We start from the raw sequence: 24,137 nt of genomic DNA, 5'->3' as shown, positions 1-24,137 counted from the left end.
CCGGCCGCTCACTCGCCCTTGCGCTGGCAGGCCCGCCAGGCCCGCCGCCAGGCGCCGCTCAGGACGAACCACGGGAAGGTCAGGAACTGCTCGACCAGCAGGTGGGATACGGAGTTCTCCGGGTGCCGGGGGTCCGCACCGGCCTCGAAGTGGTGGCCCTGGGCGATCAGGGCGAGGGCGGCGGACAGGCCGAGCCCGCCGAGGATCAGCGTCAGCAGATCCCGTTGCACCAGTGCGCTCGCCAGCACCAGGCAGGCCACGACGAACAGGGGCAGGGCGAGCATGTGCAGGGCCAGGTTGGTCCGGTTGTGGTGGCATTCTTCGTAGTGTTGCCATTGACGGTGGAAATACTCCGCAGCGCGCTTGCCCATATCCGTATTCCTCAAGGCCGTGGATGAGGAAAGTCTAGTCCGGTTTCGGGCAGGCGCTTGTGGCTGGTCGTGTCCCGGCAAGTGAAGCAGTTTGCGACGGGCTCGCACCAGTGAGGCAAGGCGCTGAGTGAGAGACGAGGTTATGCCGGCAGGTCCCGCGCCGGACTGCCCGGATGCATCGCGGAAACTCGGGAGCGGACCCCGGCGGATTCGCCTGCTGCAGGCCGGTGCAGCTCAGCAGCATTCCTGGCTCCAGTTCCAGGCGCTTTGGGCGACGGCGTCGTGGGCATGCAGGCTCTCGGCATGCACCACACGGACATGAAAGGCCCGGATGCCGTCGAAGCCGCTCAGGGCCCGGTGCAGGCGCCGCGCGGCATCCTCGCAGAACATCGGGTTCTGTCCGTTGGCCAGGGCGAAGGCCTGTTCGTCGCCGCGCTTGACGGCCGTTTGTACAGGGGTGGCGAGCGAGTCCTCGGCAGTGTCCAGCAGGGCCTGCAGCGGAAGTTCGCTCTGCCCGGCCGCCAGCCTGATGCGCAGCGAGGCGACGCTGCGCTGGCTGTGCGGGGTCGCGGCGATGCCCCGCTCGCTGCCCAGCCAGGCGAGGAGTTCGGCACGCTGCAACGGCCGGCCGGCGAAGTCTTCGGCGAAGCGTTGCTGGATCACCTGCCTGGCCAGCGCGGCCGAGCAGGGGCAGGTGGAGGAATAGTCGACATCCAGTTTCAGCTCGATCCGCAGTCCCTTCGCGTCGAGGCGTGCGTCCACCTCGAACGGATACGACTTCCAGCCCGACAGCGGGCTGACCAGGGCGGGACGTTTCAGCAGCAGCTCGCCGCGAACGGCAAGAAACGCGCGTTTCGACAGGCCGGCATGCGTGGCCAGGAAGTGCCCGAGCACATGCTTCAGTAGCCCCGGGGTCAGCGGCCGATCCTCCAGACATTCCAGCGCCAGGTACAGCCGCGACATGTGAATGCCGCGGGTGGCGGGATCGTCGAGGCTGACGCCCGCGTCGGCGAAGGCGGCGATCCGCTGGTCGGCCAGCACGACGGGCAGCGCGATGTTCTGCATGCCGACCCATTCGAGCGCGATGTCCTGGGGCGCACGGGTCTGGCTGGCGACGTCGGGTAGGGCGAGGGAATTCATGGGCGCTGGTCCAGGGTAAAAATGTTATGTTATAACAATAATTATCGTGTTCCTCTCGCGCAAGGTGCGCAAGCGGAAGTCCCGTCGCGCAGCGGGAGGGGAATGTTGCGAGGTATCCCCTCCGGAATGCGCCTGTGGAGGTCCTGACCCTGGAGACTCCCATGACCGAAGCCGAACTGCTTGCCCAGCCCGAAGAGGCCTACATGAACGAGCAGCAGCAGGCCTTCTTCCGCGACCTGCTGCTGGCGCAGCGCGCCGAGCTGCAATTGCGCATCGACGAGCAGTTCGCCGCCTTGCGCGAGCAGTCGCCGGGCGGCGATCCGGCGGATATCGGCAGCGCCGAGGAGCAGCGGCAATGGCAGCTGCGCGTGCTGGAGCGGGAGAAGAGGCTGCTGGACAAGATCGACGCGGCGCTCGAGCGCCTGGCGCACGGCGCCTATGGCTGGTGCGTCGAGACGAGCGAGCCGATCGGCTTGCGGCGGCTGCTGCTGCGTCCCACCGCGACGCTCTGCATCGAGGCGAAGGAGCGTCAGGAGCAGCGCGAACGACACCTGCGTGACACCTGAGGAGAATCCTGTGGATCGACGACTGCCCGTGACCGTGCTGTCAGGCTTTCTGGGAGCCGGCAAGAGCACCCTGCTCAACCATGTCCTGAAGAACCGCGAAAACCTCCGGGTGGCGGTGATCGTCAACGACATGAGCGAAATCAACATCGACGGCAGCGAGGTGCAGCGCGACGTCAGTCTCAACCGTGGCGAGGAAAGGCTCGTCGAGATGAGCAACGGCTGCATCTGCTGCACCTTGCGCGAGGATCTGCTCGAAGAGGTCAGCCGGCTGGCGCGCGAGGGGCGCTTCGACTATCTGCTCATCGAGTCCACCGGCATCGCCGAGCCCCTGCCGGTGGCGGAAACCTTCACCTTCCGCGACCGGCAGGGGCGCAGTCTGTCCGACCTGGCCCGCCTGGACACGCTGGTGACGGTGGTCGACGGGGTCAACTTCCTGCGCGACTTCCACGAGGCCGAAAGCCTGGCCAGCCGCGGCGAGACGCTGGGAGAGGAAGACGAGCGCTCGATCACCGATCTGCTGATCGAGCAGGTCGAGTTCGCGGACGTCATTCTGATCAGCAAGATCGACCTGATCTCCCGGGCCGAGCGGGAAGAGCTGACGGCGATTCTCGGCCGGCTCAACACCCAGGCCGAGATTCTGCCGATGAGCATGGGCCGGGTGCCGCTGGACAGGATCCTCGACACGGGCCGCTTCGACTTCGAGCGCGCCGCCCAGGCGCCCGGCTGGCTCCGGGAAATGCGCGGCGAGCACGTGCCGGAAACCGAGGAATACGGCATCGCCTCGACTGCCTACCAGGCCCGCCGCCCCTTTCACCCGCAGCGTTTCTTCGATTTTCTGAGCCGCGAATGGGACAACGGGCGACTGCTGCGCTCCAAGGGCTGGTTCTGGCTGGCGAGCAAGCCGGAGGAGGCCGGCAGCTGGTCCCAGGCCGGCGGCCTGATGCGCCACGGCCATGCCGGGCGCTGGTGGCGCTTTGTGCCCAGGGAGCACTGGCCGCAGGACGAGGAGGGGCGGGCGGCGATCATGAAGCACTGGACGCCCGAGGTCGGTGATTGCCGCCAGGAGCTGGTATTCATCGGCCAGCACATCGACTTTTCCCGTCTCACTCGCGAGCTTGACGCCTGCCTGCTCGATGATGCGGAAATGACCGGCGGTCCCGAAGCCTGGCGGGCCTTGTCGGACCCCTTCGGTCCCTGGACCGAGGCGGCTGTCTGAGTCGGTCGCAGCCTGCTGCGGCATCGGCGGCCGCCGGCTTCGCCAAGGGGAAGTCTCCGGGTGTCAGCGGGCAGAAATTTCGGGCAGGGTGAAGAAGCGCCGGGCGCAGGTGGTGCTGTGCCCGGCCAGCGCCTCTTCGGATTCGCCGCGATGGCTGGCCACTTCGCGCAGCACCTCGGGCAGGAAGGCCGGCTCGTTGTGCCCGCTCTTGGGCTTGGGGCGCAGGGTGCGCGGCAGCAGGTAGGGGGCGTCGCTTTCCAGCATCAGCCGCCCGGCGGGAATGTCCCGCACCAGCGGGTGCAGGTGGCTGCCGCGGCGCTCGTCGCAGATCCAGCCGGTGATGCCAATGTGCAGGTCCAGATCGAGATAGGCGAACAGGGCCTGGCGGTCGCCGGTGAAGCAGTGCACCACGGCTGCCGTCAGACTGTCACGGTAGTGACGCAGAATCTCGGCCAGGCGCTGGCTGGCATCGCGTTCATGGAGGAACACCGGCTTGCCGAGCTCGACGGCCAGCGCCAGCTGTTCCTCCAGGGCCTTTTCCTGCTGGGTGCGTGGGGACAGGTCGCGGTTGAAGTCCAGGCCGCACTCGCCGACGGCGCGGATGCGTTCTTCCTGCAGCAGGTCGCGCAACTGGCGGGCGCTGCCGGGTGTCCACTCGCGAGCATCGTGGGGATGGACGCCGGCGGTGGCGAACAGACGCTCGCCGGTTTCGTCCAGCTGGCGGCAGAGCGTCAGGGCCTGTTCGCTGTCCGCCACGCTGGTACCGGTCAGCACCAGCTGGCAGACCCCGGCCTGGTAGGCGCGGGTCAGCAGGGCTTCGCGGTCGTGGGCGAAGCTGGGATGGGTCAGATTGAGGCCGATGTCGACAAGTTGCATGGTAATGCCCCGGAAAAGAACGCGGGAAGCATAGCAGAGCTTCCTCGGCTGAAATTAAAAAGCCCATCAAGTCAGCAGTTTAATGGGTGAGCTGACGAACCGGCCTGGCCTTGGCCGGTTCGCTGTGCCACCCTTGGAGGTTAATGCCCCGAGGAACTTGCACCGGACACGGGGTTCTCGACGCATTGTTTTGCTCGTCAAACACTGCTTTCTGGAGACCGGATGACAATAAGAAAACTGCTGCTTCTGTCCTGCCTGCTGAGCCTGCTGCCGTTCCCGGTAGCAGCGCGTCTGGCCGGGCCGCCGGAAGCCTGGCAGCGGCCGGGGGAAGTCCGCGATCTGCCGCAGGTGCGCAGCAGCGGCGTACTGCGGGTGCTGGTGAACCAGAGCCGGAACAGCTCGGGCGAGGTGAATGGACAACCCATCGGCGTCGAATATCGGCGCCTGCGGGCCTTCGAGCAATACCTCAACCGCACCGCCAGGGACGGTCGCAGCCTTCGCCTGGAGATCATTCCCAAGGCCAAGGACCAGCTGATCGCCGCCCTGCAGCGCGGTGAAGGCGATCTGGTCGCTCCCGGCGAGCTGGTCCATCTGCGTGGCCAGGGCGATGTCAGCCCCAGCGCGCCGATCATGAGCCGGGTTCCGCTGGTGCTGGTCGGTCGCCAGGGCGCGCGGCGCTACCGGCGGCTCGACCAACTGGCCGGCAAGACCCTGGTGCTGCCGGCCGGCAGTGCCGTCGGCGCGGCCGTCCACAAGGTCAACGACCAGCTGGCGGCGCGCAAGTTGCGGCCGATCGACATCGAGTGGCTCGATCCCAGCCTGGCGGTGGAAGACGTGCTGGAGATGGTGCAGGCCGGCATCTATCCGCTGACCGCGGTGGAGCTGCCGATCGCCCAGCGCTGGGCTAAGGTGCTGCCCAAGCTGCAGGTGCAGCCCGAAGTGGCCTTTTCTCACGATGACAACCTGAGCTGGTTCATCCGTCGCGATGCCGGCATGCTGCGCGCCAGCGTCGATCAGTTCCTCAAGGACTATCGCAGCCCGGCCGATCAGGATGCCGCTTTCCAGCGCGTCTACCGCCGCCTCTACAAGGTGCACAATCCGCTGGGTGGGATCGAGCGCAGGCGCCTCGAGAAGGTGCGTCCGGTCCTGCAGCAATATGCCGAACGCAACGATCTCGACTGGCTGAACCTGGCGGCGGTCGCCTTCAAGGAGTCGACCCTTAATCCGTCCGCGCGCGGGGCCGGCAATGCCACCGGGCTGATGCAGGTCACGCCGGCTGCGGCACGCAGCGTCGGCGTGGGCAACATCCACCGGCTGGAGAACAATGTCCAGGCCAGCGCCCGCTACCTGGCTTCGCTGCGGCGGAAATTCTTCTCCAGTCCGCGCCTCAACGAGCGCGAGCGCATGGCCTTCACCCTGGCGGCCTACAACATGGGGCCGCAGCGGGTGCAGCAACTGCGGGCGGAGGCGAAGCGGCGCGGACTGAACCCCGACCAGTGGTTCTTCCAGGTCGAGCGTGTCGCTGCCGAGCAGGTGGGCATGGGCGTGGTCAGCTATGTGAACAGCGTGAACAAGTATTTCCTCGCCTTCCACCGCGAGCGCAATGCCCTGGAGTCGCAGCCGCGGGTCGCCAGTCGCGGCGACGAGTGACAAGTCGCGCTCAGCGGTGCGGCATGGCCAGCGGCCAATGGAACAGGGGGTGATAGACGGTGCCCTGTTCGTCGCTCGTCGAATGGAACAGCACGAAGCGTTCGGTCGTCCAGGCGAAGTCTGGAGGGCTGTCGAGGAACGGATGCTTCCGGCACTGCCGGGCCAGGGTGAGATGCGGCCAGAAGGCGCGTTCCTCGAGGGAATAGCCGGCGGCGCGCAGAGTGTCGTTCAGCTCGCCGGCCAGTTGTAGCAGCGCCTCCGGCGGCTGGCTGGTACCCAGGGAGACCAGACCATGCCGGCTGACCTCCAGGCGATCGAGCCGCAATTCGAAGCCTTGTCCCCGTACCTGTCCGGGCAGTCGCTGCAACTCTCCCAGGCGCTCGACCGGCTGGCTGCCGAGAAAGGCCAGGGTCAGGTGCAGGTTGTGTCGGGCGACAAGGCGACCGTCGAGCGCCAGCCCGTTGCGCCAGACATCGATCGCCGCAGCCTGCCGGTGCGGCAGGGGCAGGCCGAAGAACAGGCGCAGGCTCTTGATGTGCATGACGTTCCCTTTTTGCCCTTGACTCAAGGGTAGTCGATCGCGATCAGGTACCAGGTCTTCTCCCCGGTGGGTGTCGGCACCCGAACCTCGGCATCCAGCTCCTTGCCGACCAGGGCGCGGGCGAGGGGCGCGTCGATGCTGATCAGGTTCTGCTTCAGGTCCAGCTCGTCCGGGCCGACGATGCGGTAGCGCGCCTGTTCGCCATCCTCGTCCTCCAGGGTGACCCAGGCGCCGAAGTAGACCCTGCCCGGGTCGGCGGGTCGCTCGCCGACCACCTTGAGCTTCTCCAGCCGCTTGGTGAGAAAGCGTACGCGGCTGTCGATTTCCCGCAGCATCTTCTTGCCGTAGGTGTATTCGGCATTCTCCGAGCGGTCGCCCTGGGCGGCGGCCTCGCTGACCGCCTGGGTCACCTGCGGCCGGCGCACGTGCCAGAGCTCATGCAGCTCGGCGCGCAGGCGCGCTTCGCCTTGGGGTGTGATCAGAGGGGTTCCGGCGGGACGGGGTGGTCGATAACGGCTCATGGTCTTAGCGATGTCGAAGATGTCGAGGGGGAAGGAAGATAGCAAAGCCCGCCGCTGTACTCAGCCCTCCCGGAGTACCTGCAGCGGGCTGGCGTTCAGGGCGCGGCGGGTGCCCAGCAGGCCGGCGGCGCCCACCAGCAGCGCGCCGAGCGCCGGCAGCAGCAGGAGCCAGGGATGGGGATGCCACTGCAGGTCGAAGACGAAGCGATAGAGCAGGGCGCTGACCAGCTCGCAGCCCAGCGCAGCGAGCAGGCCGCTGAGTGCTCCCAGCAGGGCGAACTCCAGGCGCCTGGCCTGGACCAGCAGAGGCCGTCCGGCACCCAGGGCGCGCAGCAGGGCGCCCTGGCGAAGGCGTTCGTCGAGGGTGGCCTGCAGCCCGGCGAACAGCACGCAGAGGCCGGCGGCGAGAACGAACAGCAGCACGTACTCCACCGCCAGGGTGACCTGGGCGAGGATGCCGCGCAACTGGGCCAGCAGGGCCTCGACCTGGAGCAGGGTCACCGTGGGGAAGCTGCGTGCCAGGCGGACCACCTCGGCGTCCTGGCCAGGTGGCAGGTAGAAGCTGGTCAGGTAGGTGGCCGGCAGGTCCTGCAGGGTGCCGGGCTGGAAGATCATGTAGAAGTTCGGCTGGAAGCTGTCCCAGTGCACTTCGCGCAGGCTGCTGACCCGGGCATCGCGGACGATGCTGCCGACGCTGAAGGTTAGGCGGTCGCCGAGCTTGAGCTTGAGGCTCTCGGCCAGTTCAGTCTCGACCGATACTCCGGGCAACTCGCTGCTGGCGAGCTGGTCCCACCACTGGCCGGCGCTCAGGCGGTTGTCGGTGGGCAGTCGTTCGGCCCAGGTCAGGCTGAGGTCGCGCTGGGTGGCGCGCTCGCCGCGGGACTCCTTGCTGACGATCTGCCTGACCGGCTCGCCGTTGATGGCGGTCAGACGCCCGGCCACCACCGGATAGAGGGGTGCGCTCTGCGGAGCGATGCGCGCCACCTCCGCCATGAAACGCTCCTTCTCCGCCGGCAGGACATTCAGGGCGAAATGATTGGGCGCCTGCTCCGGCAGTTGGCTCTGCCAGGTGTCCAGCAGCTCGCTGCGCAGCAGGGCGACCAGGGCCATGGCCAGCAGGATCAGGCCGAAGGCCAGGGCCTGTCCGGCGGCGGCGAGGGGGTGGCGCAGCAGCTGACCGACCCCCAGCCGCCAGGCCAGCGGCGCCTCGGCGAGCAGGCGGCGCAGGGTGCGCAGGCCGAGCAGCATTAGGGCGCCGAGGGCGAATGCGGCGATCAGGCCGCCGCCGAGCAGGGCCAGGGTGAGCTTCAGGTCCAGGCTCAGCCGCCACATGATCAGGCCGAGCGCCAGCAGGGCGGCGCCGTAGGTCAGCCAGGCGCCGGGCGGTACTGGCATGAGGTCGCGGCGCAGCACCCGCAGCGGCGGCACCCGGCCGAGGGCAGCGAGCGGCGGCAGGGCGAAGCCGGCCAGGGCGCCCAGTCCGGTCGCGCTGCCGGCCAGCGCCGGCAGCAGGCCGGCGGCCGGGACCTGAGCCGGCAGCAGGCCCTGCAGCAGCCAGAACAGTCCCTGCTGCGCCAGCCAGCCCAGTCCGGCGCCCAGACTGCAGGCGAACAGGCCGAGCAGGCCGAGCTGCAGTCCATAGAGGGTGAGGGTGGCGCGCCGCGACAGGCCGAGGCAGCGTAGCAGGGCACTGGCGTCGAAGCGCCGGGCGGCAAAGCGCGCCGCCGACAAGGCCACGGCAATGCCGGCCAGCAGTACCGCAGCCAGGCTGGCGAGATTCAGGTAGCGTTCGCCGCGGGCCAGGGCGCCACCGATCTGCCGATTGCCGTCGCGGGCGTCCTCCAGGCGCTGGCCGGCGACGAGCAGCGGCTTCACCTGCTGGCGATAGGTCTGGAGTGCCTCCGGGCTGCCACGCCACAGCTCGCGGTAGCGCACCCGGCTGCCGGGTTGCACCACGCCGGTGGCGGCCAGATCGTCGAGGTGCATCAGCACCCGCAGCGTGAGACTGTAGAAATTGCCGGAGCGATCCGGCTCGTGGGTGAGGACGCGGGTCAGGCGCAGGCTTTTCTCGCCCACCTCGAAGCTGTCGCCGATCCTGAGGTTCAGGGCGGCCAGCAGGCGCGCCTCGGCCCAGGCCTCGCCGGGGGAAGGACCCGCTCCGGGAGTGTCCGCCTGGTAGGGGGCTGGGGAGCTCTTCAGCTCTCCGCGCAACGGGTAGGCGTCGTCGGCAGCCTTGACACTGGCCAGTTGGATGGCCGTGTCGGTGGCGATCACGCTGGAGAATTCGACGACCCTGGCATGTTCAAGCCCGAGCGCCGTGCCGGCCGCCAACTGCTCCGGAGCGGCCGGGGAACTGCCGCTCAGGCGCAGGTCGGCACCGAGGAACTCGGTGGCGCGCAGCAGCATGCCGGCGTTCAGACGAGCCCCGAAATAGCCGATGGCGGTGGTGGCCGTCACCGCCACCAGCAGGGCGAAGAACAGTACCCGCAACTCCCCGGCACGGGCGTCGCGCAGCAGCTGGCGGACGGCCAGGCTCAGCAGGCGGAGAAAGGGCAGATCCATTCAGGGCTCCGAAGCAACCAGGCGGCCGGCTTCCAGGCGAATCAAACGCTGGCAGCGCCGGGCGAGCCGCTCGTCATGGGTGACCAGTACCAGCGTGGTGCCGCGCTCCTGGTTGAGGGCGAAGAGAAGATCGCTGATCCGCTCGCCGGTCTGGCTGTCGAGGTTGCCGGTCGGCTCGTCGGCAAAGAGGATATCCGGCTCGGCGGCAAAGGCGCGGGCGATGGCGACGCGCTGCTGCTCGCCGCCGGAGAGCTGCTTCGGGTAGTGGGCGAGGCGCTGGCCGAGTCCCACCCGCTCGAGCAGCTCGCGGGCACGCTCGCGGGCGTCGGCGCGGCCTTCCAGTTCGAGGGGAAGCATGACGTTCGCCAGGGCATCGAGCGTGTCGAGCAGTTGGAACGACTGGAAGACGAAGCCGACATGCTCGGCACGGATTCGTGCCCGGCGATCCTCGTCCAGACCGGCGAGGCTGTGACCGGCCAGCGCGACCTCGCCGGCGCTGGGCAGGTCGAGTCCGGCCAGAAGACCGAGCAGGGTCGACTTGCCAGAGCCGGAGCTGCCGACGATGGCCAGGCTGGCGCCACGCGCGAGGTCGAGATCGAGCCCGTGGAGGATGGTCAGCTCGCCTTCCGCACTGGAAACCACTTTGCTAAGGTTCTGCGCAACGAGAATGCTCGGGTTCATGGAGATTCCAATGCGTGGGTGGTTGCTGGGTGGTGCGCTGGCTTCGCTGCTTTTCTGGGCGCAAGGGGCGCTGGCGGGGACTGTGCTGGTTGTCGGCGATAGTATCAGCGCCGCTTTGGGAGTGGAAACCAGCCAGGGCTGGGTCGCCCTGCTGGAAAGGCGACTCGTCGACCAGGGTCTGACGCACCGTGTGGTGAATGCCTCGATCAGCGGCGACACCAGTGCCGGCGGCCTTGCGCGCCTTCCCACGCTGCTCGCCACCCACCGTCCGGAGCTGGTGATCATCGAGCTGGGCGGGAACGATGGCCTGCGTGGGCAGCCGCCCCAGCAATTGCAACAGAATCTTGCGGCGATGATCGACAGTTCGCACTCCAGTGGGGCGCGGGTCGTGCTGCTCGGCATGCAGCTGCCGCCGAACTACGGGCCCCGCTACAATCAGGCCTTCAGCCGGGTCTATGCGACCCTGGCCGAAGAGAAGCAGGTGCCGCTGGTGCCATTCTTTCTCGATGGGGTGGGCGGCGTGCCCGGGATGATGCAGGCCGACGGTATCCACCCGACCGCGAAGGCGCAGCCGAAGATGCTGGACAATCTCTGGCCTACCCTGGAGCCGCTGCTCTAGCGGGGTGGCGAGTATTTCTTGCGGAGGGGCTTGTCGGGCTTTTCCGCGCAGGCCCTTTCGGCTAATGTTGCGCCCCCCTTTCTGGAGCCCTCCATGCCGCGTCCCGCCTGGTCCTTGCATGCCTATTACCTGATCGAGCCGGGCGAGCAGCTCGATCTGTTCGCCTGTCGCGAGGTGCGTCTGCATCTGGTCGGCCGTCAGCTGGAGCTCGGTGGCCAGATCGATCGGACCCTGTGTGGCAGCCTGCTGCCCGCGCAGCCGCGCTGGCGCGGGCTGACCAAGCCGCTGCTGCGCGATGATCGGCTGTGTCCAGCATGCCGGGCAGCACTGGAGGCGCAGCGCCGGGGCGACTGCGTGGGCTGGTCTATACCCTGGGTTCTTGGCTAAACCGGCTGATCATGCTGTACAATCAGGCATTCTCACTTGGGCTACCCATGCCAAGGACTGTCCCGATGTTTGCGCGTGTTGCTACTTCCCTGTCTTTCTCGGCGCTGCTGAGTGCTCCTCTGGCGGCTCTTGAGCTGCCGCTCCCACCGCCCGGCGAGGATGTAGTCGGGCAGGTACAGGTCATCAAGGCCAAGTACGAGGACACCTTCGCCGATATCGGCCAGGCCAACGACATCGGCTATCTGGAAATGGTCGCGGCCAATCCGGGCGTGGATCCCTGGCTGCCGGGGGGAGGGACCGAGGTACTCCTGCCGACGCGCTACATATTGCCGCCCGGTCCGAGAGAAGGGATCGTCATCAATCTGGCCGAGTACCGCATGTACTACTTCCCCAAGGATCAGAACGTGGTGCATACCTTCCCCTTGGGAATCGGGCGTGAAGGGTGGGGGTCTCCGATCGCCGAAACCCGCATCACCGGCAAGGTCAAGGATCCGGCCTGGTATCCGCCGAAATCGATTCGCGAGGAGCATGCCGCCGACGGTGATCCGCTGCCGACTGTCGTTCCTGCCGGCCCGGACAACCCCTTGGGGCCCTTCAAGTTCACTCTGGGCTTGTCCGGCTATCTGATCCATGGTTCGAACAAGAAATTCGGTATCGGCATGCGAGTCAGCCATGGCTGTTTCCGCATGCTGAACCACAATGTCCTGCAGCTGGCGAGCATGGTGCCGGTGGGTACCACGGTGCGTATCATCAATGAGCCCTACAAGTTCGGCATCTCGGCTGGCAAGGTTTACCTCGAGGCTCATGCCCCGCTGGAGGATGACGAGTCTGCGAAGTCTTCCGTGGTGGACAAGCATGCGGCGCTGGTTGATGAGTTGCTCAAGCGCAATGACTTGTTGGGCCAGCGGCGGTTGGATTGGGAGATCGTGCGGGAAGTCGTGGCGGCGGAAGATGGTTTGCCGGTTGAAATATCCGGGACGGACTCAGGGTTGGCCAGCGCCAATACCGGGCCGGATCTCTGAGGGATATTTGTGGTTTTTGCAAGTTAGTGCCAAAACGCCGTATTCGTCTTTGCTGCGCCCAAATAAAAAGCCGATCCCATTTGTGGATCGGCTTTTTTTGTCTCTAAAGAAACAATTACTTGCGGCTGGCTTTTTCCAGCATGCGCAGGGCGCGCTCGTTGGCTTCGTCAGCGGTCTGCTGAGCGCGCTGAGCGGCTGCCAGAGCTTCGTCGGCCTTGCGGTAGGCTTCGTCGGCGCGAGCCTGGGCGCGAGCGGCCGCATCTTCGGTAGCGGTAATGCGAGCTTCGGTTTCTTTGGAGGCGCTGCTGCAACCTGCGGCCAACAGGGCGGCCAGGGTCAGAGCAGAAATTTTCAGAGCGTTGTTCATCGTGTTCCCCTTTTGAGGTGGCTTTCATCTTAAAAGCAATTTCCCATGCGAGGGAAATTCGCCGAGCAACATACTACCTATAACTTTTAGTAAGTAAACTGAGCATGCGCAAGACTGCTATGTTTTTTTCAGGCGAATCCAAAGAATTCACGAGTTTGTCTAAAATTTATCCAAGGCCGTGCACTTGAAGGTTCTATCAGGGTTTGCGAACGCTTGATAAATTGAGGTTGGACGATTGTGCTATTGACTCCTCTCTGCATATGGTTGCGGAGGTGCAGGAAGGCCTTGCTGCTCATCTGGTAGGCGGGCGGCTTTCCCCGAAGCGTGCTACAGAAAGAGCGTAGGGCGCAAAGCGTACAAAAATAAGACAAGACTTGAGAGGCGACGGAATGAGCGAGGCATTATCCATTCACCATGATCGGGCCGGACATCAGTTCGAGGCGGTCGTAGATGGGCATCGCGCCTATCTGGCCTATATGGACCTGGGAAAGAATACTTTGGATATCTACCGTACCTATGTTCCCACTTCCTTGCGCGGTCGCGGTATCGCAGCTGCCTTGACGGCCGAGGCGCTCGACTATGCCAGGCGCATGGGCTATACGGTCATTCCGTCCTGCTCTTACGTCGAGCGCTACATCGAGCGTCATCAGCCTCAGCCTTGAAAGGGTTGATGCGAACAGTAAAACGCCGGGATTATCCCGGCGTTTTGTTTCTGGCACTCAAGGGCGTTTTCGTTTCGGCAGCACATCCTTGAGCTTGACCTGCATGTCCCGTACCGCCGTGACCGTGGCATCCCAGTCGATGCAGGCGTCGGTGACGGAAACCCCATACTTGAGGTCGTCCAGATTGGCGGGAATCGACTGGCTGCCCCAGCCCAGGTTGCTTTCCACCATCAAGCCGATGATGGATGAGTTCCCTTCGAGAATCTGGTTGGCGACGTTGGCCATGACCAAGGGCTGCAGGGCTGGATCCTTGTTCGAATTGGCATGGCTGCAGTCCACCATGATGTTCGGCAGGATGCCGGCCTTGCTCAGTTCCTGCTCGCAGATAGCGACGCTGACCGAGTCGTAGTTGGGCTTGCCGTTGCCGCCACGCAGCACGACATGTCCGTAGGTGTTGCCCTTGGTGGCAACGATGGAGACGCTGCCCTGCTGGTTGATGCCGAGGAAGCGGTGGGGCCTGGATACCGACTGCAATGCGTTGATCGCGACGGTCAGGCTGCCGTCCGTGCCGTTCTTGAAACCGACGGCAGATGACAGGCCGGAAGCCAGTTCCCGGTGTGTCTGGGATTCCGTGGTGCGGGCACCGATGGCCGACCAGCTGAACAGGTCCTGCAGGTACTGCGGGGAAATCGGATCCAGGGCCTCGCCGGCGGTCGGCAGTCCCATTTCGGCGACATCGAGCAGCAGTTGGCGTGCAATGTGCAGCCCCTCTTGGATCTTGAAGGTGTCATCCAGATAGGGGTCGTTGATCAGGCCTTTCCAGCCGACGGTGGTGCGGGGCTTCTCGAAGTAGACGCGCATCACCAGGAACAGGGTGTCGGAAACCTCTGCGGCGAGGGTCTTCAGCCGCTCCGCGTACTCATGTGCCGCCTTGACGTCATGGATGGAGCACGGACCGACTACCACAAACAGGCGATGGTCCTTGCCGTCGAGAATGTTGCGGATGACTTCGCGACCGCGGGAGACGGTGTCCATGGCGGTGGCGCTCAGGGGGATTTCGGTCTTGAGCTGCTCGGGGGTGATCAGAGGGTCGTTGGAGACAATATTAATGTCATTGATCGGTAAGTCGGCCATCGGGTTACTCGTTGGGTCACGGTGCCAGCCGCCAACATCCCCGCGCGGCGGGGCTCGGCATGTGAGGCAATGGGGGAAGGGGAAACCTTAACGCGTTATGCGCAGCGTCGACAATGGGCTTTCGGAGAATACCGAGAGAATGGAGCATGCACCGTTTTTCCCGCCTGCCAAGGCTACCGCTGCAGCTGCCGTACTCCGGCTCAAGCGGGTAGGTCTTCCGTGTGCCTGGCAGTGTTCGCTCCGGCCTGGGAGTTTAATGGGATTGGGCTGACAAAGCGTCTGGCTTTATTCGATAAACTATCAATAATGGTTATAAGAATGCTGTCATTTTGCGGGCGTTCGTTATCTGGGTTTGAGGGACAGCCATGAAGCTTCAGCAACTGCGTTACATCTGGGAGGTTGCGCACCACGATCTCAACGTCTCAGCCACCGCCCAAAGCCTCTATACATCGCAGCCCGGAATCAGCAAGCAGATCCGCCTTCTGGAGGATGAGCTGGGGGTGGAAGTTTTTGCGCGTAGCGGCAAGCACCTGACGCGGGTGACGCCGGCTGGCGAGCGGATCATCACCACTGCCGGGGAAATCCTGCGCAAGGTGGAAAGCATCAAGCAGATCGCTCAGGAGTTCTCCAACGAGAAGAAGGGCACGCTGTCCATCGCAACGACCCACACGCAGGCACGCTATGCCTTGCCGCCGGTAATCAGTGCCTTCATCCAGCAGTATCCGGAGGTTTCCCTGCACATGCACCAGGGTACGCCGACGCAGATCGCCGAAATGGCGGCCGACGGAACCGTCGACTTCGCCATCGCTACCGAAGGGCTGGAGCTGTTCAGCGACCTGGTCATGATGCCGTGCTACCGCTGGAACCGTTGTGTGGTGGTGCCGCAGGGGCATCCGTTGACCAGGCTGCCCAGGCTGACGCTGGAGGCGGTGGCTGAGTATCCCATCGTGACCTACGTATTCGGCTTCACCGGGCGCTCCAAGCTGGACGAGGCCTTCCTCAATCGCGGCCTGACCCCCAGGGTGGTGTTCACTGCCGCCGATGCCGATGTCATCAAGACCTATGTGCGGCTCGGTCTCGGCGTGGGCATCGTGGCCCGGATGGCAGTGGACGAAAGGCTCGACAGCGATCTGGTTGCCCTCGATGCCAGCGAGCTCTTCGAGTCCAGCGTGACCAAGATTGCTTTCCGGCGTGGCACCTTCCTGCGCGGGTTCATGTGCGACTTCATCGAGAAGTTCGCCCCGCATCTCACCCGGCCTGTGCTGAGCAAAGCCATGCAGTGCCACAACAAGGCCGAGCTGGACGAGCTGTTCGAGGGGATCGAGCTACCAGTGTACTGACGGGGCGGATGCTGGCCGGATCAGCTCTTGCCGCTCAGGTTGCCGGCATGCAGTCCGCACTCCTTGTGGGTGGCTTCCTCCCACCACCAGCGCCCCTCGCGTTCGTGCTGGTTGGGCAGCACCGGGCGGGTGCAGGGTTCGCAGCCGATGCTGATGTAGCCCCGCTCATGCAGCGGGTTGTAGGGGATTTCCAGCATGCGGATATAGCCCCAGACCTCCTCGCTGCTCATCTGCGCCAGCGGATTGAACTTGTACAGCGGCCTGTCCGGGGAGGAGAAGGCGCCATCCACTTCGAACGCGGCCACCTGGCTGCGCGTGCCGGGACTCTGGTCGCGACGCTGACCGGTGGCCCAGGCGCTGACGGTGGCCAGTTTGCGTCTGAGCGGCTCGATCTTGCGGATGCCGCAGCATTCGCCGTGACCGTCCTTGTAGAAGCTGAACAGCCCCTTTTCCCTGACCAGGGGTTCGAGCAGGCGGGCATCGGGCGAGAGCACTTCGATGGCCATGCCATAGTGCTCGCGCACCTGTTCGATGAAACGGTAGGTCTCGGGGTGCAGGCGGCCGGTATCCAGGGTGAAGACCCTGACGTTCTTGTTGAGCTTCCAGGCCATGTCGACCAGCACGACGTCTTCGGCGCCGCTGAAGGAGATCCACAGCTCGTCGCCGAAATGATCGAAGGCGATCTGCAGGATTTCCTGGGGCGATTTGCCGGCGCAGGCGGCGGCCAGCTCGGCGGTATTCACGGCTTGCTTCATCAGGCGATTTCCTAGGTATCGTGAGCGGCTGGGGATTGTGCGTCGCGAATGCTAGCAAAGGAAGTTTCCTCCCCTAAATAATCGATCTCCAGCAGCGGTTGCGTTTTCGTTATGAACGGCTACAGCGCGCGCAGGGTTTCCAGCAGCGTTCGCACCTTGGTGATGGATTCCTGGTACTCCGCCTGCCAGTCCGAGTCGGCGACGATGCCGCCGCCACCCCAACAGCTGATACGATCCTTCCGGGCCAGCAGGGTGCGGATGGCGATCGAGCTGTCCAGTTCGCCGCGCACATCCAGATAGAACAGCGAGCCGCAGTAGATCGAGCGGCGTCGGCCTTCCAGTTCCTCGATGATCTGCATGGCGCGGATCTTCGGCGCGCCGGTGATGGAGCCGCCCGGAAAGCTGCCGGCGAGCAGGTCCAGGGCATCCTTTCCGGGGGCCAGCTCGGCGCTGACGCAACTGACCAGATGGTGCACGTTCGGATAGCTCTCCAGGACGAACAGCTCGGGAACGCGCACCGAGCCGGGGCGGCAGCTGCGGCTCAGGTCGTTGCGCAGCAGGTCGACGATCATCAGGTTCTCGGCACGGTCCTTGGTGCTGTGGCGGAGCTCGTCGGCGAGTAGTCGATCTTCTTCGGCGTTGCGGCCGCGCGGGCGAGTGCCCTTGATCGGGCGGGTCTCCACCCGTCCATGCGCGACCCGCAGGAAGCGCTCCGGCGAGAGGCTGAGAATGGCGCTGCCGTCGGCCAGGGACTGGTATCCGGCGAAGGGGGTCGGGCAGGCGCGGCGCAGAGCCCGGTAGGCAGCCCAGGGGTCGCCCTGGAAGGAGGCCTGGAAGCGCTGGGCGAAATTCACCTGATAACAGTCTCCGGCCTGGATGTAGGCGAGGATGTGCTCGATGGCCTGGCGGTAGTCCTCGGAGGTCAGATCTGGCGTGAAATCCGCCTCCAGGTGGAATTCCGCCGTCTGGACTTCGCTCGGTGAAGCAAGCAGCCGCCGCAGGCGCTCGCCTTCGGCGCTGTCCAGGCTGGGGTGGCAGACCAGGGTGGTGGTCCGCGACTGATGATCACTGATCAGTGCCCAGGCATACAGGCCGATCTGGGCATCGGGGAGTTCTAGGTCGTCGAGGGTCGTATCGGGCAGACGCTCCAGGCGGCGGGCGAAGTCGTAGGAGAGGTAGCCCATCAGGCCGCCGGCAAAGGGAAGCTCGCCTGCCTTTGCATGGCCCAGGCTCGCAACTGCCTGGCGCAGGCGTCGGAGGAAGTCGCTGCCGGTTTCGCCGGAGGTAGGACTGAGGCGGGTCAGGGGCCAGGCGCTGAGCAGGTCGTAGCGGCCCCGCTGCGAGGCCGGCTGGCTGCTGTCGAACAGCACGGCGCCGGGCGCCTGGCGGATCCTCTCGAAATAGACGGTCGGATCGGCGCTATAGGGGAGGGCGTGGGTACGGCAACTGGGCATACGGGGGTGTCGGTTGTGGCGAGGACTGATTGTAGCGCCAGGTGCTCCAGACTGCTGCCCGCCAGGCGATTCGCCCCCGGAGGGGCGGAGGGCAATCAGACGGCGGCGGAAACGTGGCCGAACAGCTCCTGGGAAAAGCGCACGCGCTCTGCCGGTGTTTCCTGGATGCCACGCTCCTTCAATTCGGCCAGATGCGCCTCGATCGCGTGGGTTCGCAGGGTCAGGCCGCAGTCGTTGGCGATCTGGATGTTCAGTCCGGGCCGGGCGTTGAGCTCGAGGATCAATGGCCCCTTGGTTTCGTCCAGCACCATGTCCACGCCGATGTAGCCGAGGCCGCAAAGTTCATGGCAGCCGGCCGCCAGCTTCATGAAGCCGTCCCAGTCGGGCAGCTGCACGCCGTCGACCGGGTTGGTGGTGTCCGGGTGCTTGGCGATCTTGTTGTTCAGCCAGGTGCCGCGCAGGGTGATGCCGGTGGCCAGGTCGACACCGACACCGATGGCGCCCTGGTGCAGGTTGGCCTTGCCGCTGGACTGGCGGGTCGGCAGGCGCAACATGGCCATCACCGGGTAGCCCATCAGCACGATGATGCGGATGTCCGGCACGCCCTCGTAGCTGATGCTCTTGAAGATCGGATCGGGCTTGACCCGGTATTCGATCAGCGCCCGGTCGCGGTGCCCACCGAGGGAATAGAGGCCGGTGAGGATGCTGGAGATGTGATGCTCGAGTTCGTCATGGGTGACGATCTTGCCGGACACCGTCTTGTAGCGGCCCTCGAAACGGTCGGCGATGACCATGATGCCGTCGCCGCCGGCCCCCTGGGCCGGCTTGATCACGAAGTCGCTGTGCTCGCCGATGATCTGGTCGAGCTTCTCGATTTCCTTCTCGGTCGCGATGATCCCGTAGAGCTCCGGCACATGGATGCCGGCCTCGATGGCGCGATGCTTGGTGATGATCTTGTCATCGACGATGGGATACAGGCTGCGCTTGTTGTACTTCAGCACGTAGTCCGCATTGCGCCGGTTGATGCCCATGATGCCCCTGGCTTCCAGGGCCTTCCATCTCTTCCACAGGTTGATCATGACTCAGTCCTTCAGGAAGGCCTTGAAGCGGAACAGCTCCGTCAGGCGGTAGCCGCGGTAGCGGCCCATCGCCAGCATGAAGCCCACCAGGATCAGCAGCACCGTCGGGAAGGTGAAGATGAAGTAGGTCAGCTCTGGAATGTTCATCAGCAGATGGGCCAGCGAGGCGGCGATGATAGTGCCGAGAGCGACCTTGAAGGCATGGCCGCCGCCGCGTTCCTCCCAGGTGATCGACAGGCGCTCGATGGTCATGGTCAGGATCACCATCGGGAACAGCGATACCGACAGGCCGCGCTCGAGGCCGAGCTTGTGGCTGAGCAGGCTGATGACGGCGATCAGCACCACCACGAAGGTCAGCACCACCGACAGGCGCGGCAGCATCTGCAGCTTGAGGTGCTCGAGGTAGGAGCGCAGCGACAGGCCCAGAGCGGTGATCAGGGTGAACAGGATGATGCCGAAGCCCACCTGGGTCTCGCGAAAGGCCAGGGCGATCAGGACCGGCGTGAAGGTGCCGAGAGTCTGGATGCCGATCAGGTTGCGCAGAATCAGGATCACCAGCACGCCGATCGGGATCATGATCATGATCTGGTAGGTCTGCTGGGTTTCCAGCGGCAGGCCGTACAGGGTGTATTCCAGGAAGTCGACATCGGTGTTCTGGTCGGTCATCTTGGCCAGGCCGATGGCGTTGAGCTCGCTGTTGTTCAGGGTGAAGCTCACCTTGGCCTGCTTGCCGCCGTCCACGCTGATCAGCGGCTCGTCGCCGGTCCACCAGATCAGGCGGTCGGCCGGCAGTCCCGGTTCGCCGGTATCGGGATTGAAATACAGCCATTTCTCGCCGTTGAAGCTGCGAATCCAGAGCTCGGGGCTGATCGCCTGGTCGGCGATCAGGCGCAGGGTATGCACACGCTCCATCGGCACGTGGGCGAAGGACAGCAGAAGTTCGACGATGCGCACCCGGTTCGAGGTCGAGCTGTTGCCGGCAGTGAGCAGCTTGACATTGTCGTCGTTGAGATTGTTGACCCGCTTGATAGTCTCGCCGATGAAGGTTTCGACGTCGGCCGAGTGCTCGCGGATGGGGGCCAGCAGGGCTTCGGCAGCGATCTTTTCGGCGCCCTCCAGCGGGATGCTGTCGCGGAAGACCGGTCCCTTGGGCTTGGGCAGGTCACCGGTATAGCGCTTGGTGAGGGCCAGGCGATAGTAGAGGGTCTGCTTGCCGCTGGTACGCCGTGCCGACCAGGTCACCCGGCGGTTGTTATCGACTTGGTTGACGCTCACTCCATAGTTGTTGGAGATGAAGCTCTCGTTGAGGCTGACATAGTCCTGGTTGAGCGGCGGAGCGAACATCTGCACTTTCACCGGCTCGCGGGGATTGGCCTGAAATTCGACGCGCGCGTCGATGTTCCACAGGTCATCGGTCTCGTCCTCGGTCACCGGAATGCCCAGGACGAAGATCTGATACGCCGTGACCAGTACCCCGATCGACACCAGCAGGACGATCAGTATTTTCAGATGCAGGTTGAGAGCGCGCATGCGTATTACTCGGCGGAATTTGCGACGGTGGCGCAGCCGGGCTTGCCGGCTGCGTATTTAATGCTCGGATCGACCAGGGCCCCGAAGCGTGCGAGTGCCTCGGAGCCGATCAGCAGCGGGTATTGGAATGCGCTCCGATCGGTCAGGTTCACCTCGATGGTGCGCAGGGTCTCGCCCATGCAGAAGTCCAGTTCGACCACCGGGCGAGCCGTGTAGGTCTTGCTTTCTGCCGGGTCGTAGTCGCCAGAGCGGCGCTTGATCTTGCTGACTCGCGCCAGCGGTCGCTCGATGGGATGCGCGTGGCTGTCATCAATGGCCAGGTAGAAGCGTACCCAGGTTTCACCGTTGCGCTTGAAGCGAGTGATGTCGCGGGCACTGAGCGACGCCGTCTCGGCCCCCGTATCCAGCTTGGCCGCCACTTCCAGCTTGAGCTCGGGCAGCGACACGTATTCGTTCAGGCCAAAGATGGTTTTCTCGGCCGCGGGGAGTAGGTCCGGGATGAGCAGCAGACAAGACAGCAGGGCGAGGGGCTGGAATCTCATAGTCCTGTAGATGGAAGCGATCGACAGTTCAGGCAACGGCTTGGCGGACGATCCTATTGCCTGGGCGGTATGCGGTCATGGACAAGGCCGCCAGCCGCGCGCGGCGCGCATTCTAGCACGGGTTTCCCGCATCGGCAGGCTCGTGGTCCGGTTCTTGGAAAAGGTGCGGTGCAGCGCACGTCTTCGACTATTGTCGACAATCATGAGGATTCGTTTGACGTATTGGCTTTGCTGGCCTATTTTTCGTGCATCAAAAATACTGATTGTCGACAATATGCCGGATGCCTCCTATTCATCCCAAGCTGTCCCAAGTGACTCCGAGACACTCTCCGAACATGTCTTCCGGCGCATCCAGGCGTCGATCGTCAAGGGCGAGATCGCTCCGGGCAGCAAGATCTCCGAGCCCGAGCTGGCCCGTACCTACGGCATTAGCCGTGGTCCCCTGCGCGAAGCCATCCATCGCCTGGAGGGGCAGAAGCTGCTGGTGCGGGTGCCCCATGTGGGGGCCAGGGTGGTTTCGCTCAGCCATCAGGAGCTGATCGAGCTTTACGAAATCCGCGAGTCCCTCGAAGGAATGGCCTGCCGGCTGGCGGCCGAGCGCATGACTCAGACGGGTATCGACGAACTACGCCGGGTGCTGGAGACCCACGAGCGGGATGCGGCCTTCCAGGCCGGAGTCGGCTATTACCAGCAGGAAGGCGATTTCGACTTCCACTACCGGATCATCCATGGCAGCGGCAACCAGACGCTGGTGCGCATGCTCTGCGGGGAGATGTACCAGCTGGTGCGCATGTACCGCATCCAGTTCTCCTCCACGCCCAACCGGCCGCGCCAGGCCTTCAACGAACATCACCGGATTCTCGATGCCATCGCCGATCACGACGGCGAGCTGGCCGAGCTGCTGATGCGCCGGCACATCGCCGCATCCCGACGCAACATGGAGCGTCACTATGAGGACGCTCAGGTCAATACAGCCAATAAAAGGGGTAAGTCATGACTCAGACGTCTGCCGGACAACGCTTCCGCGATGCCGTCGCCAGCGAACACCCGCTGCAGGTGGTTGGTGCCATCAATGCCAACCATGCGCTGCTGGCCAAGCGCGCCGGTTTCAAGGCCATCTATCTGTCGGGTGGCGGAGTGGCGGCCGGTTCCCTGGGCCTGCCGGACCTGGGCATCACCGGTCTGGACGACGTACTGACCGATGTGCGCCGCATCACCGACGTGTGCGATCTGCCGCTGCTGGTGGACGTCGATACCGGCTTCGGCTCCTCGGCCTTCAACGTCGCCCGTACCGTCAAGTCGATGATCAAGTTCGGCGCGGCCGCCATCCATATCGAGGACCAGGTCGGCGCCAAGCGCTGCGGCCACCGGCCGAACAAGGAAATCGTTTCCCAGCAGGAGATGGTCGACCGGATCAAGGCCGCCGTCGACGCCCGTACCGATGACAGCTTCGTGATCATGGCGCGTACCGACGCGCTGGCGGTCGAGGGTCTGAACTCCGCGCTGGATCGCGCTGCCGCCTGCATCGAGGCCGGTGCCGACATGATCTTCCCGGAGGCGATCACCGAGCTGGCGATGTACAAGACCTTCGCCGACCGGGTGAAGGCACCGATCCTGGCCAACATCACCGAGTTCGGCGCCACGCCGCTGTACACCACCGAAGAGCTGGCCAGCGTCGACGTGTCCCTGGTGCTCTATCCGCTGTCGGCATTCCGCGCCATGAACAAGGCGGCCGAGAACGTCTATACCGCGCTGCGCCGCGACGGCACCCAGAAGAACGTGATCGACACCATGCAGACCCGTATGGAGCTCTACGAGCGCATCAATTACCACGCGTTCGAGCAGCACCTCGACGCGCTGTTCGCAGCCAAGAAGTGACCCGGCACCCGGGCCGGCCTGTGCAGGTCGGCTCTGGGGAAAACAAGAGAAATATCCAACCGGATGAGGAGAAACGAGCGATGAGCGCTATCGCAGAAACCACCACTGTGGGCTTCAAGCCGAAGAAGTCAGTGGCCCTGAGTGGCACCGCCGCCGGCAATACTGCCCTGTGCACCGTGGGTCGCACTGGCAATGACCTGCATTACCGCGGCTATGACATTCTCGACTTCGCCACCACCTGCGAGTTCGAGGAAATCGCCCACCTGCTAGTACATGGCAAGCTGCCCAACGTCGCCGAGCTGACTGGCTACAAGGCCAAGCTCAAGTCCCTGCGTGGCCTGCCGGCCGGCGTGAAGGCCGCCCTCGAGCAACTGCCGCCCTCCGCCCACCCGATGGACGTGATGCGCACCGGCGTGTCCGTGCTGGGCTGCCTGTCGCCCGAGAAGGACGACCACAACCACCCGGGTGCCCGCGACATCGCCGACAAGCTGATGGCCTCCATGGGCTCCATGCTGCTGTACTGGTACCACTTCAGCCACAACGGCAAGCGCATCGAGGTGGAAACCGATGACGACACCATCGGCGGCCACTTCCTGCACCTGCTGCACGGCAAGAAGCCGAGCGACTCCTGGGTGCGCGCCATGCACACCTCGCTGATCCTCTACGCCGAGCATGAGTTCAACGCGTCCACCTTCACCTCCCGGGTGATCTCCGGCACCGGTTCCGACATGTTCTCCTGCATCACCGGCGCCATCGGCGCGCTGCGCGGGCCGAAGCATGGTGGCGCCAACGAGGTGGCCTTCGAGATCCAGAAGCGCTACGACAACCCGGACGAGGCCGAGGCCGACATCCGTGCCCGTGTCGAGCGCAAGGAAGTCGTGATCGGCTTCGGCCACCCGGTCTATACCGTTGCCGACCCGCGCAACAAGGTGATCAAGGAAGTTGCCCGCGAGCTCAGTGTCAAGCAGAGCAACACCAAGATGTATGACATTGCCGAGCGCCTCGAGAGCGTGATGTGGGAAATCAAGAAGATGTTCCCCAACCTGGATTGGTTCAGCGCCGTCAGCTACCACATGATGGGCGTCCCCACCGCCATGTTCACCCCGGTGTTCGTGATCGCCCGTACCTCCGGCTGGGCCGCCCACGCCATCGAGCAGCGCATCGACGGCAAGATCATTCGCCCGAGCGCCAACTACGTCGGGCCGGAAGACCTTAAGTTCGTTCCGCTCAAGGAGCGCAAGTAA

25 protein-coding genes are annotated in these 24,137 nt (G+C 64.7%); 11 read left to right on the top strand and 14 right to left on the bottom strand.

Annotation, left to right across the window (positions count from 1 at the left end):
- Positions 1-8: 8 nt before the first annotated feature.
- Together EV691_RS10100 and folE2 are read right to left on the bottom strand one after the other, a co-directional pair.
- Positions 9-371 carry an Mpo1-like protein gene (locus tag EV691_RS10100; RefSeq protein ID WP_131302960.1) on the bottom strand — a complete coding sequence of 121 codons (363 nt, stop codon included), beginning with the start codon at positions 369-371 and terminating at the stop codon, positions 9-11.
- A 234-nt stretch (positions 372-605) separates the two neighbouring features.
- Positions 606-1,511 (bottom strand): GTP cyclohydrolase FolE2, encoded by a 906-nt coding sequence (folE2, locus tag EV691_RS10095; protein ID WP_131302962.1) that lies wholly within the window; start codon positions 1,509-1,511, stop codon positions 606-608.
- Positions 1,512-1,672: 161 nt separating this feature from the next.
- Here folE2 and dksA point away from each other — a divergent pair, with 161 nt between their 5' ends.
- Both dksA and zigA read left to right on the top strand, forming a co-directional pair.
- Positions 1,673-2,077, top strand: coding sequence for an RNA polymerase-binding protein DksA (dksA, locus tag EV691_RS10090; protein WP_131302964.1), 405 nt, complete (start codon positions 1,673-1,675; stop codon positions 2,075-2,077).
- Positions 2,078-2,087: 10 nt separating this feature from the next.
- A complete protein-coding gene (zigA, locus tag EV691_RS10085; protein WP_131302966.1) occupies positions 2,088-3,293 on the top strand; it encodes a zinc metallochaperone GTPase ZigA in 1,206 nt (401 codons plus the stop codon).
- A gap of 63 nt (positions 3,294-3,356) precedes the next feature.
- Here the strand turns inward: zigA and EV691_RS10080 are convergent, their stop codons facing one another.
- A complete protein-coding gene (locus EV691_RS10080) occupies positions 3,357-4,169 on the bottom strand; it encodes a TatD family hydrolase (RefSeq protein WP_131302967.1) in 813 nt (270 codons plus the stop codon).
- Positions 4,170-4,391: 222 nt separating this feature from the next.
- On the opposite strand from EV691_RS10080, the gene EV691_RS10075 reads away from it, so the two are divergent.
- Positions 4,392-5,819 carry an MltF family protein gene (locus EV691_RS10075; RefSeq protein ID WP_131302969.1) on the top strand — a complete coding sequence of 476 codons (1,428 nt, stop codon included), beginning with the start codon at positions 4,392-4,394 and terminating at the stop codon, positions 5,817-5,819.
- A 10-nt stretch (positions 5,820-5,829) separates the two neighbouring features.
- Here the strand turns inward: EV691_RS10075 and thpR are convergent, their stop codons facing one another.
- From thpR to EV691_RS10055, 4 genes are read right to left on the bottom strand one after another with little or no spacing between them, the layout of a single operon-like run.
- Positions 5,830-6,360 (bottom strand): RNA 2',3'-cyclic phosphodiesterase, encoded by a 531-nt coding sequence (gene thpR, locus EV691_RS10070; RefSeq protein WP_131302971.1) that lies wholly within the window; start codon positions 6,358-6,360, stop codon positions 5,830-5,832.
- 23 nt (positions 6,361-6,383) lie between these two features.
- Positions 6,384-6,881, bottom strand: a complete 498-nt coding sequence (greB, locus tag EV691_RS10065) for a transcription elongation factor GreB (RefSeq protein WP_131302973.1) — start codon at positions 6,879-6,881, stop codon at positions 6,384-6,386.
- Between the two features lie 60 nt (positions 6,882-6,941).
- Complete coding sequence (locus tag EV691_RS10060) at positions 6,942-9,443, bottom strand: ABC transporter permease (RefSeq protein WP_131302975.1); 2,502 nt, start codon at positions 9,441-9,443, stop codon at positions 6,942-6,944.
- Positions 9,444-10,124, bottom strand: a complete 681-nt coding sequence (locus tag EV691_RS10055; protein ID WP_131302977.1) for an ABC transporter ATP-binding protein — start codon at positions 10,122-10,124, stop codon at positions 9,444-9,446. It abuts the gene before it with no gap.
- Between the two features lie 10 nt (positions 10,125-10,134).
- Between EV691_RS10055 and EV691_RS10050 the strand changes: the two genes are divergently transcribed.
- The 3 genes from EV691_RS10050 to EV691_RS10040 all read left to right on the top strand — a co-directional run bounded on the left by EV691_RS10050 (position 10,135) and on the right by EV691_RS10040 (position 12,152).
- Positions 10,135-10,743, top strand: a complete 609-nt coding sequence (locus EV691_RS10050; RefSeq protein ID WP_165496638.1) for an arylesterase — start codon at positions 10,135-10,137, stop codon at positions 10,741-10,743.
- A gap of 93 nt (positions 10,744-10,836) precedes the next feature.
- Positions 10,837-11,130: a hypothetical protein gene (locus EV691_RS10045; protein ID WP_039804553.1), complete on the top strand. Its 294-nt coding sequence runs from the start codon at positions 10,837-10,839 to the stop codon at positions 11,128-11,130.
- A gap of 65 nt (positions 11,131-11,195) precedes the next feature.
- Complete coding sequence (locus tag EV691_RS10040) at positions 11,196-12,152, top strand: L,D-transpeptidase family protein (RefSeq protein ID WP_131254480.1); 957 nt, start codon at positions 11,196-11,198, stop codon at positions 12,150-12,152.
- A gap of 115 nt (positions 12,153-12,267) precedes the next feature.
- Here EV691_RS10040 and EV691_RS10035 read toward each other — a convergent pair whose 3' ends face one another.
- The gene (locus EV691_RS10035; protein WP_039804550.1) at positions 12,268-12,519 is read right to left on the bottom strand and encodes an Lpp/OprI family alanine-zipper lipoprotein; all 252 of its coding nucleotides are present in this window, start codon (positions 12,517-12,519) and stop codon (positions 12,268-12,270) included.
- 389 nt (positions 12,520-12,908) lie between these two features.
- On the opposite strand from EV691_RS10035, the gene EV691_RS10030 reads away from it, so the two are divergent.
- Entirely contained in the window at positions 12,909-13,181 is a 273-nt protein-coding gene (locus tag EV691_RS10030) for a GNAT family N-acetyltransferase (RefSeq protein WP_039804547.1), read from the top strand.
- Between the two features lie 57 nt (positions 13,182-13,238).
- Here EV691_RS10030 and EV691_RS10025 read toward each other — a convergent pair whose 3' ends face one another.
- Positions 13,239-14,315, bottom strand: a complete 1,077-nt coding sequence (locus EV691_RS10025) for a 3-deoxy-7-phosphoheptulonate synthase (RefSeq protein ID WP_131302979.1) — start codon at positions 14,313-14,315, stop codon at positions 13,239-13,241.
- Positions 14,316-14,680: 365 nt separating this feature from the next.
- Here EV691_RS10025 and cysB point away from each other — a divergent pair, with 365 nt between their 5' ends.
- A complete protein-coding gene (cysB, locus tag EV691_RS10020) occupies positions 14,681-15,655 on the top strand; it encodes an HTH-type transcriptional regulator CysB (protein ID WP_039804540.1) in 975 nt (324 codons plus the stop codon).
- Between the two features lie 20 nt (positions 15,656-15,675).
- On the opposite strand, the gene EV691_RS10015 is transcribed toward cysB, so the two are convergent.
- The 5 genes from EV691_RS10015 to rloA all read right to left on the bottom strand — a co-directional run bounded on the left by EV691_RS10015 (position 15,676) and on the right by rloA (position 21,015).
- Positions 15,676-16,410: a phosphoadenylyl-sulfate reductase gene (locus tag EV691_RS10015; protein ID WP_131302981.1), complete on the bottom strand. Its 735-nt coding sequence runs from the start codon at positions 16,408-16,410 to the stop codon at positions 15,676-15,678.
- Positions 16,411-16,529: 119 nt separating this feature from the next.
- Positions 16,530-17,864 (bottom strand): aminodeoxychorismate synthase component I, encoded by a 1,335-nt coding sequence (gene pabB / locus EV691_RS10010; protein WP_131302983.1) that lies wholly within the window; start codon positions 17,862-17,864, stop codon positions 16,530-16,532.
- Positions 17,865-17,959: 95 nt separating this feature from the next.
- Positions 17,960-18,943 (bottom strand): alpha-L-glutamate ligase-like protein, encoded by a 984-nt coding sequence (locus EV691_RS10005; protein WP_131302985.1) that lies wholly within the window; start codon positions 18,941-18,943, stop codon positions 17,960-17,962.
- 3 nt (positions 18,944-18,946) lie between these two features.
- Positions 18,947-20,473, bottom strand: coding sequence for an osmotic stress tolerance membrane protein RloB (gene rloB / locus EV691_RS10000; RefSeq protein ID WP_131302987.1), 1,527 nt, complete (start codon positions 20,471-20,473; stop codon positions 18,947-18,949).
- A 5-nt stretch (positions 20,474-20,478) separates the two neighbouring features.
- Positions 20,479-21,015, bottom strand: coding sequence for a retropepsin-like aspartic peptidase RloA (rloA, locus tag EV691_RS09995; protein ID WP_131302989.1), 537 nt, complete (start codon positions 21,013-21,015; stop codon positions 20,479-20,481).
- A gap of 274 nt (positions 21,016-21,289) precedes the next feature.
- On the opposite strand from rloA, the gene EV691_RS09990 reads away from it, so the two are divergent.
- The 3 genes from EV691_RS09990 to prpC all read left to right on the top strand — a co-directional run bounded on the left by EV691_RS09990 (position 21,290) and on the right by prpC (position 24,137).
- On the top strand, positions 21,290-22,012 hold the full coding sequence (locus EV691_RS09990; RefSeq protein WP_131303053.1) for a GntR family transcriptional regulator: 723 nt from the start codon (positions 21,290-21,292) through the stop codon (positions 22,010-22,012).
- Positions 22,009-22,893 (top strand): methylisocitrate lyase, encoded by an 885-nt coding sequence (gene prpB / locus EV691_RS09985; RefSeq protein ID WP_039804526.1) that lies wholly within the window; start codon positions 22,009-22,011, stop codon positions 22,891-22,893. Before EV691_RS09990 ends, prpB begins: the two co-directional genes overlap by 4 nt.
- An 80-nt stretch (positions 22,894-22,973) precedes the next feature.
- Complete coding sequence (gene prpC, locus EV691_RS09980; protein WP_131302991.1) at positions 22,974-24,137, top strand: bifunctional 2-methylcitrate synthase/citrate synthase; 1,164 nt, start codon at positions 22,974-22,976, stop codon at positions 24,135-24,137.

The organism is Azotobacter chroococcum, assembly GCF_004339665.1.
Lineage (GTDB): Bacteria > Pseudomonadota > Gammaproteobacteria > Pseudomonadales > Pseudomonadaceae > Azotobacter > Azotobacter chroococcum.
Note: the sequence above shows the minus strand (reverse complement) of the source record. Positions and strands in the feature narration are given on the sequence as shown.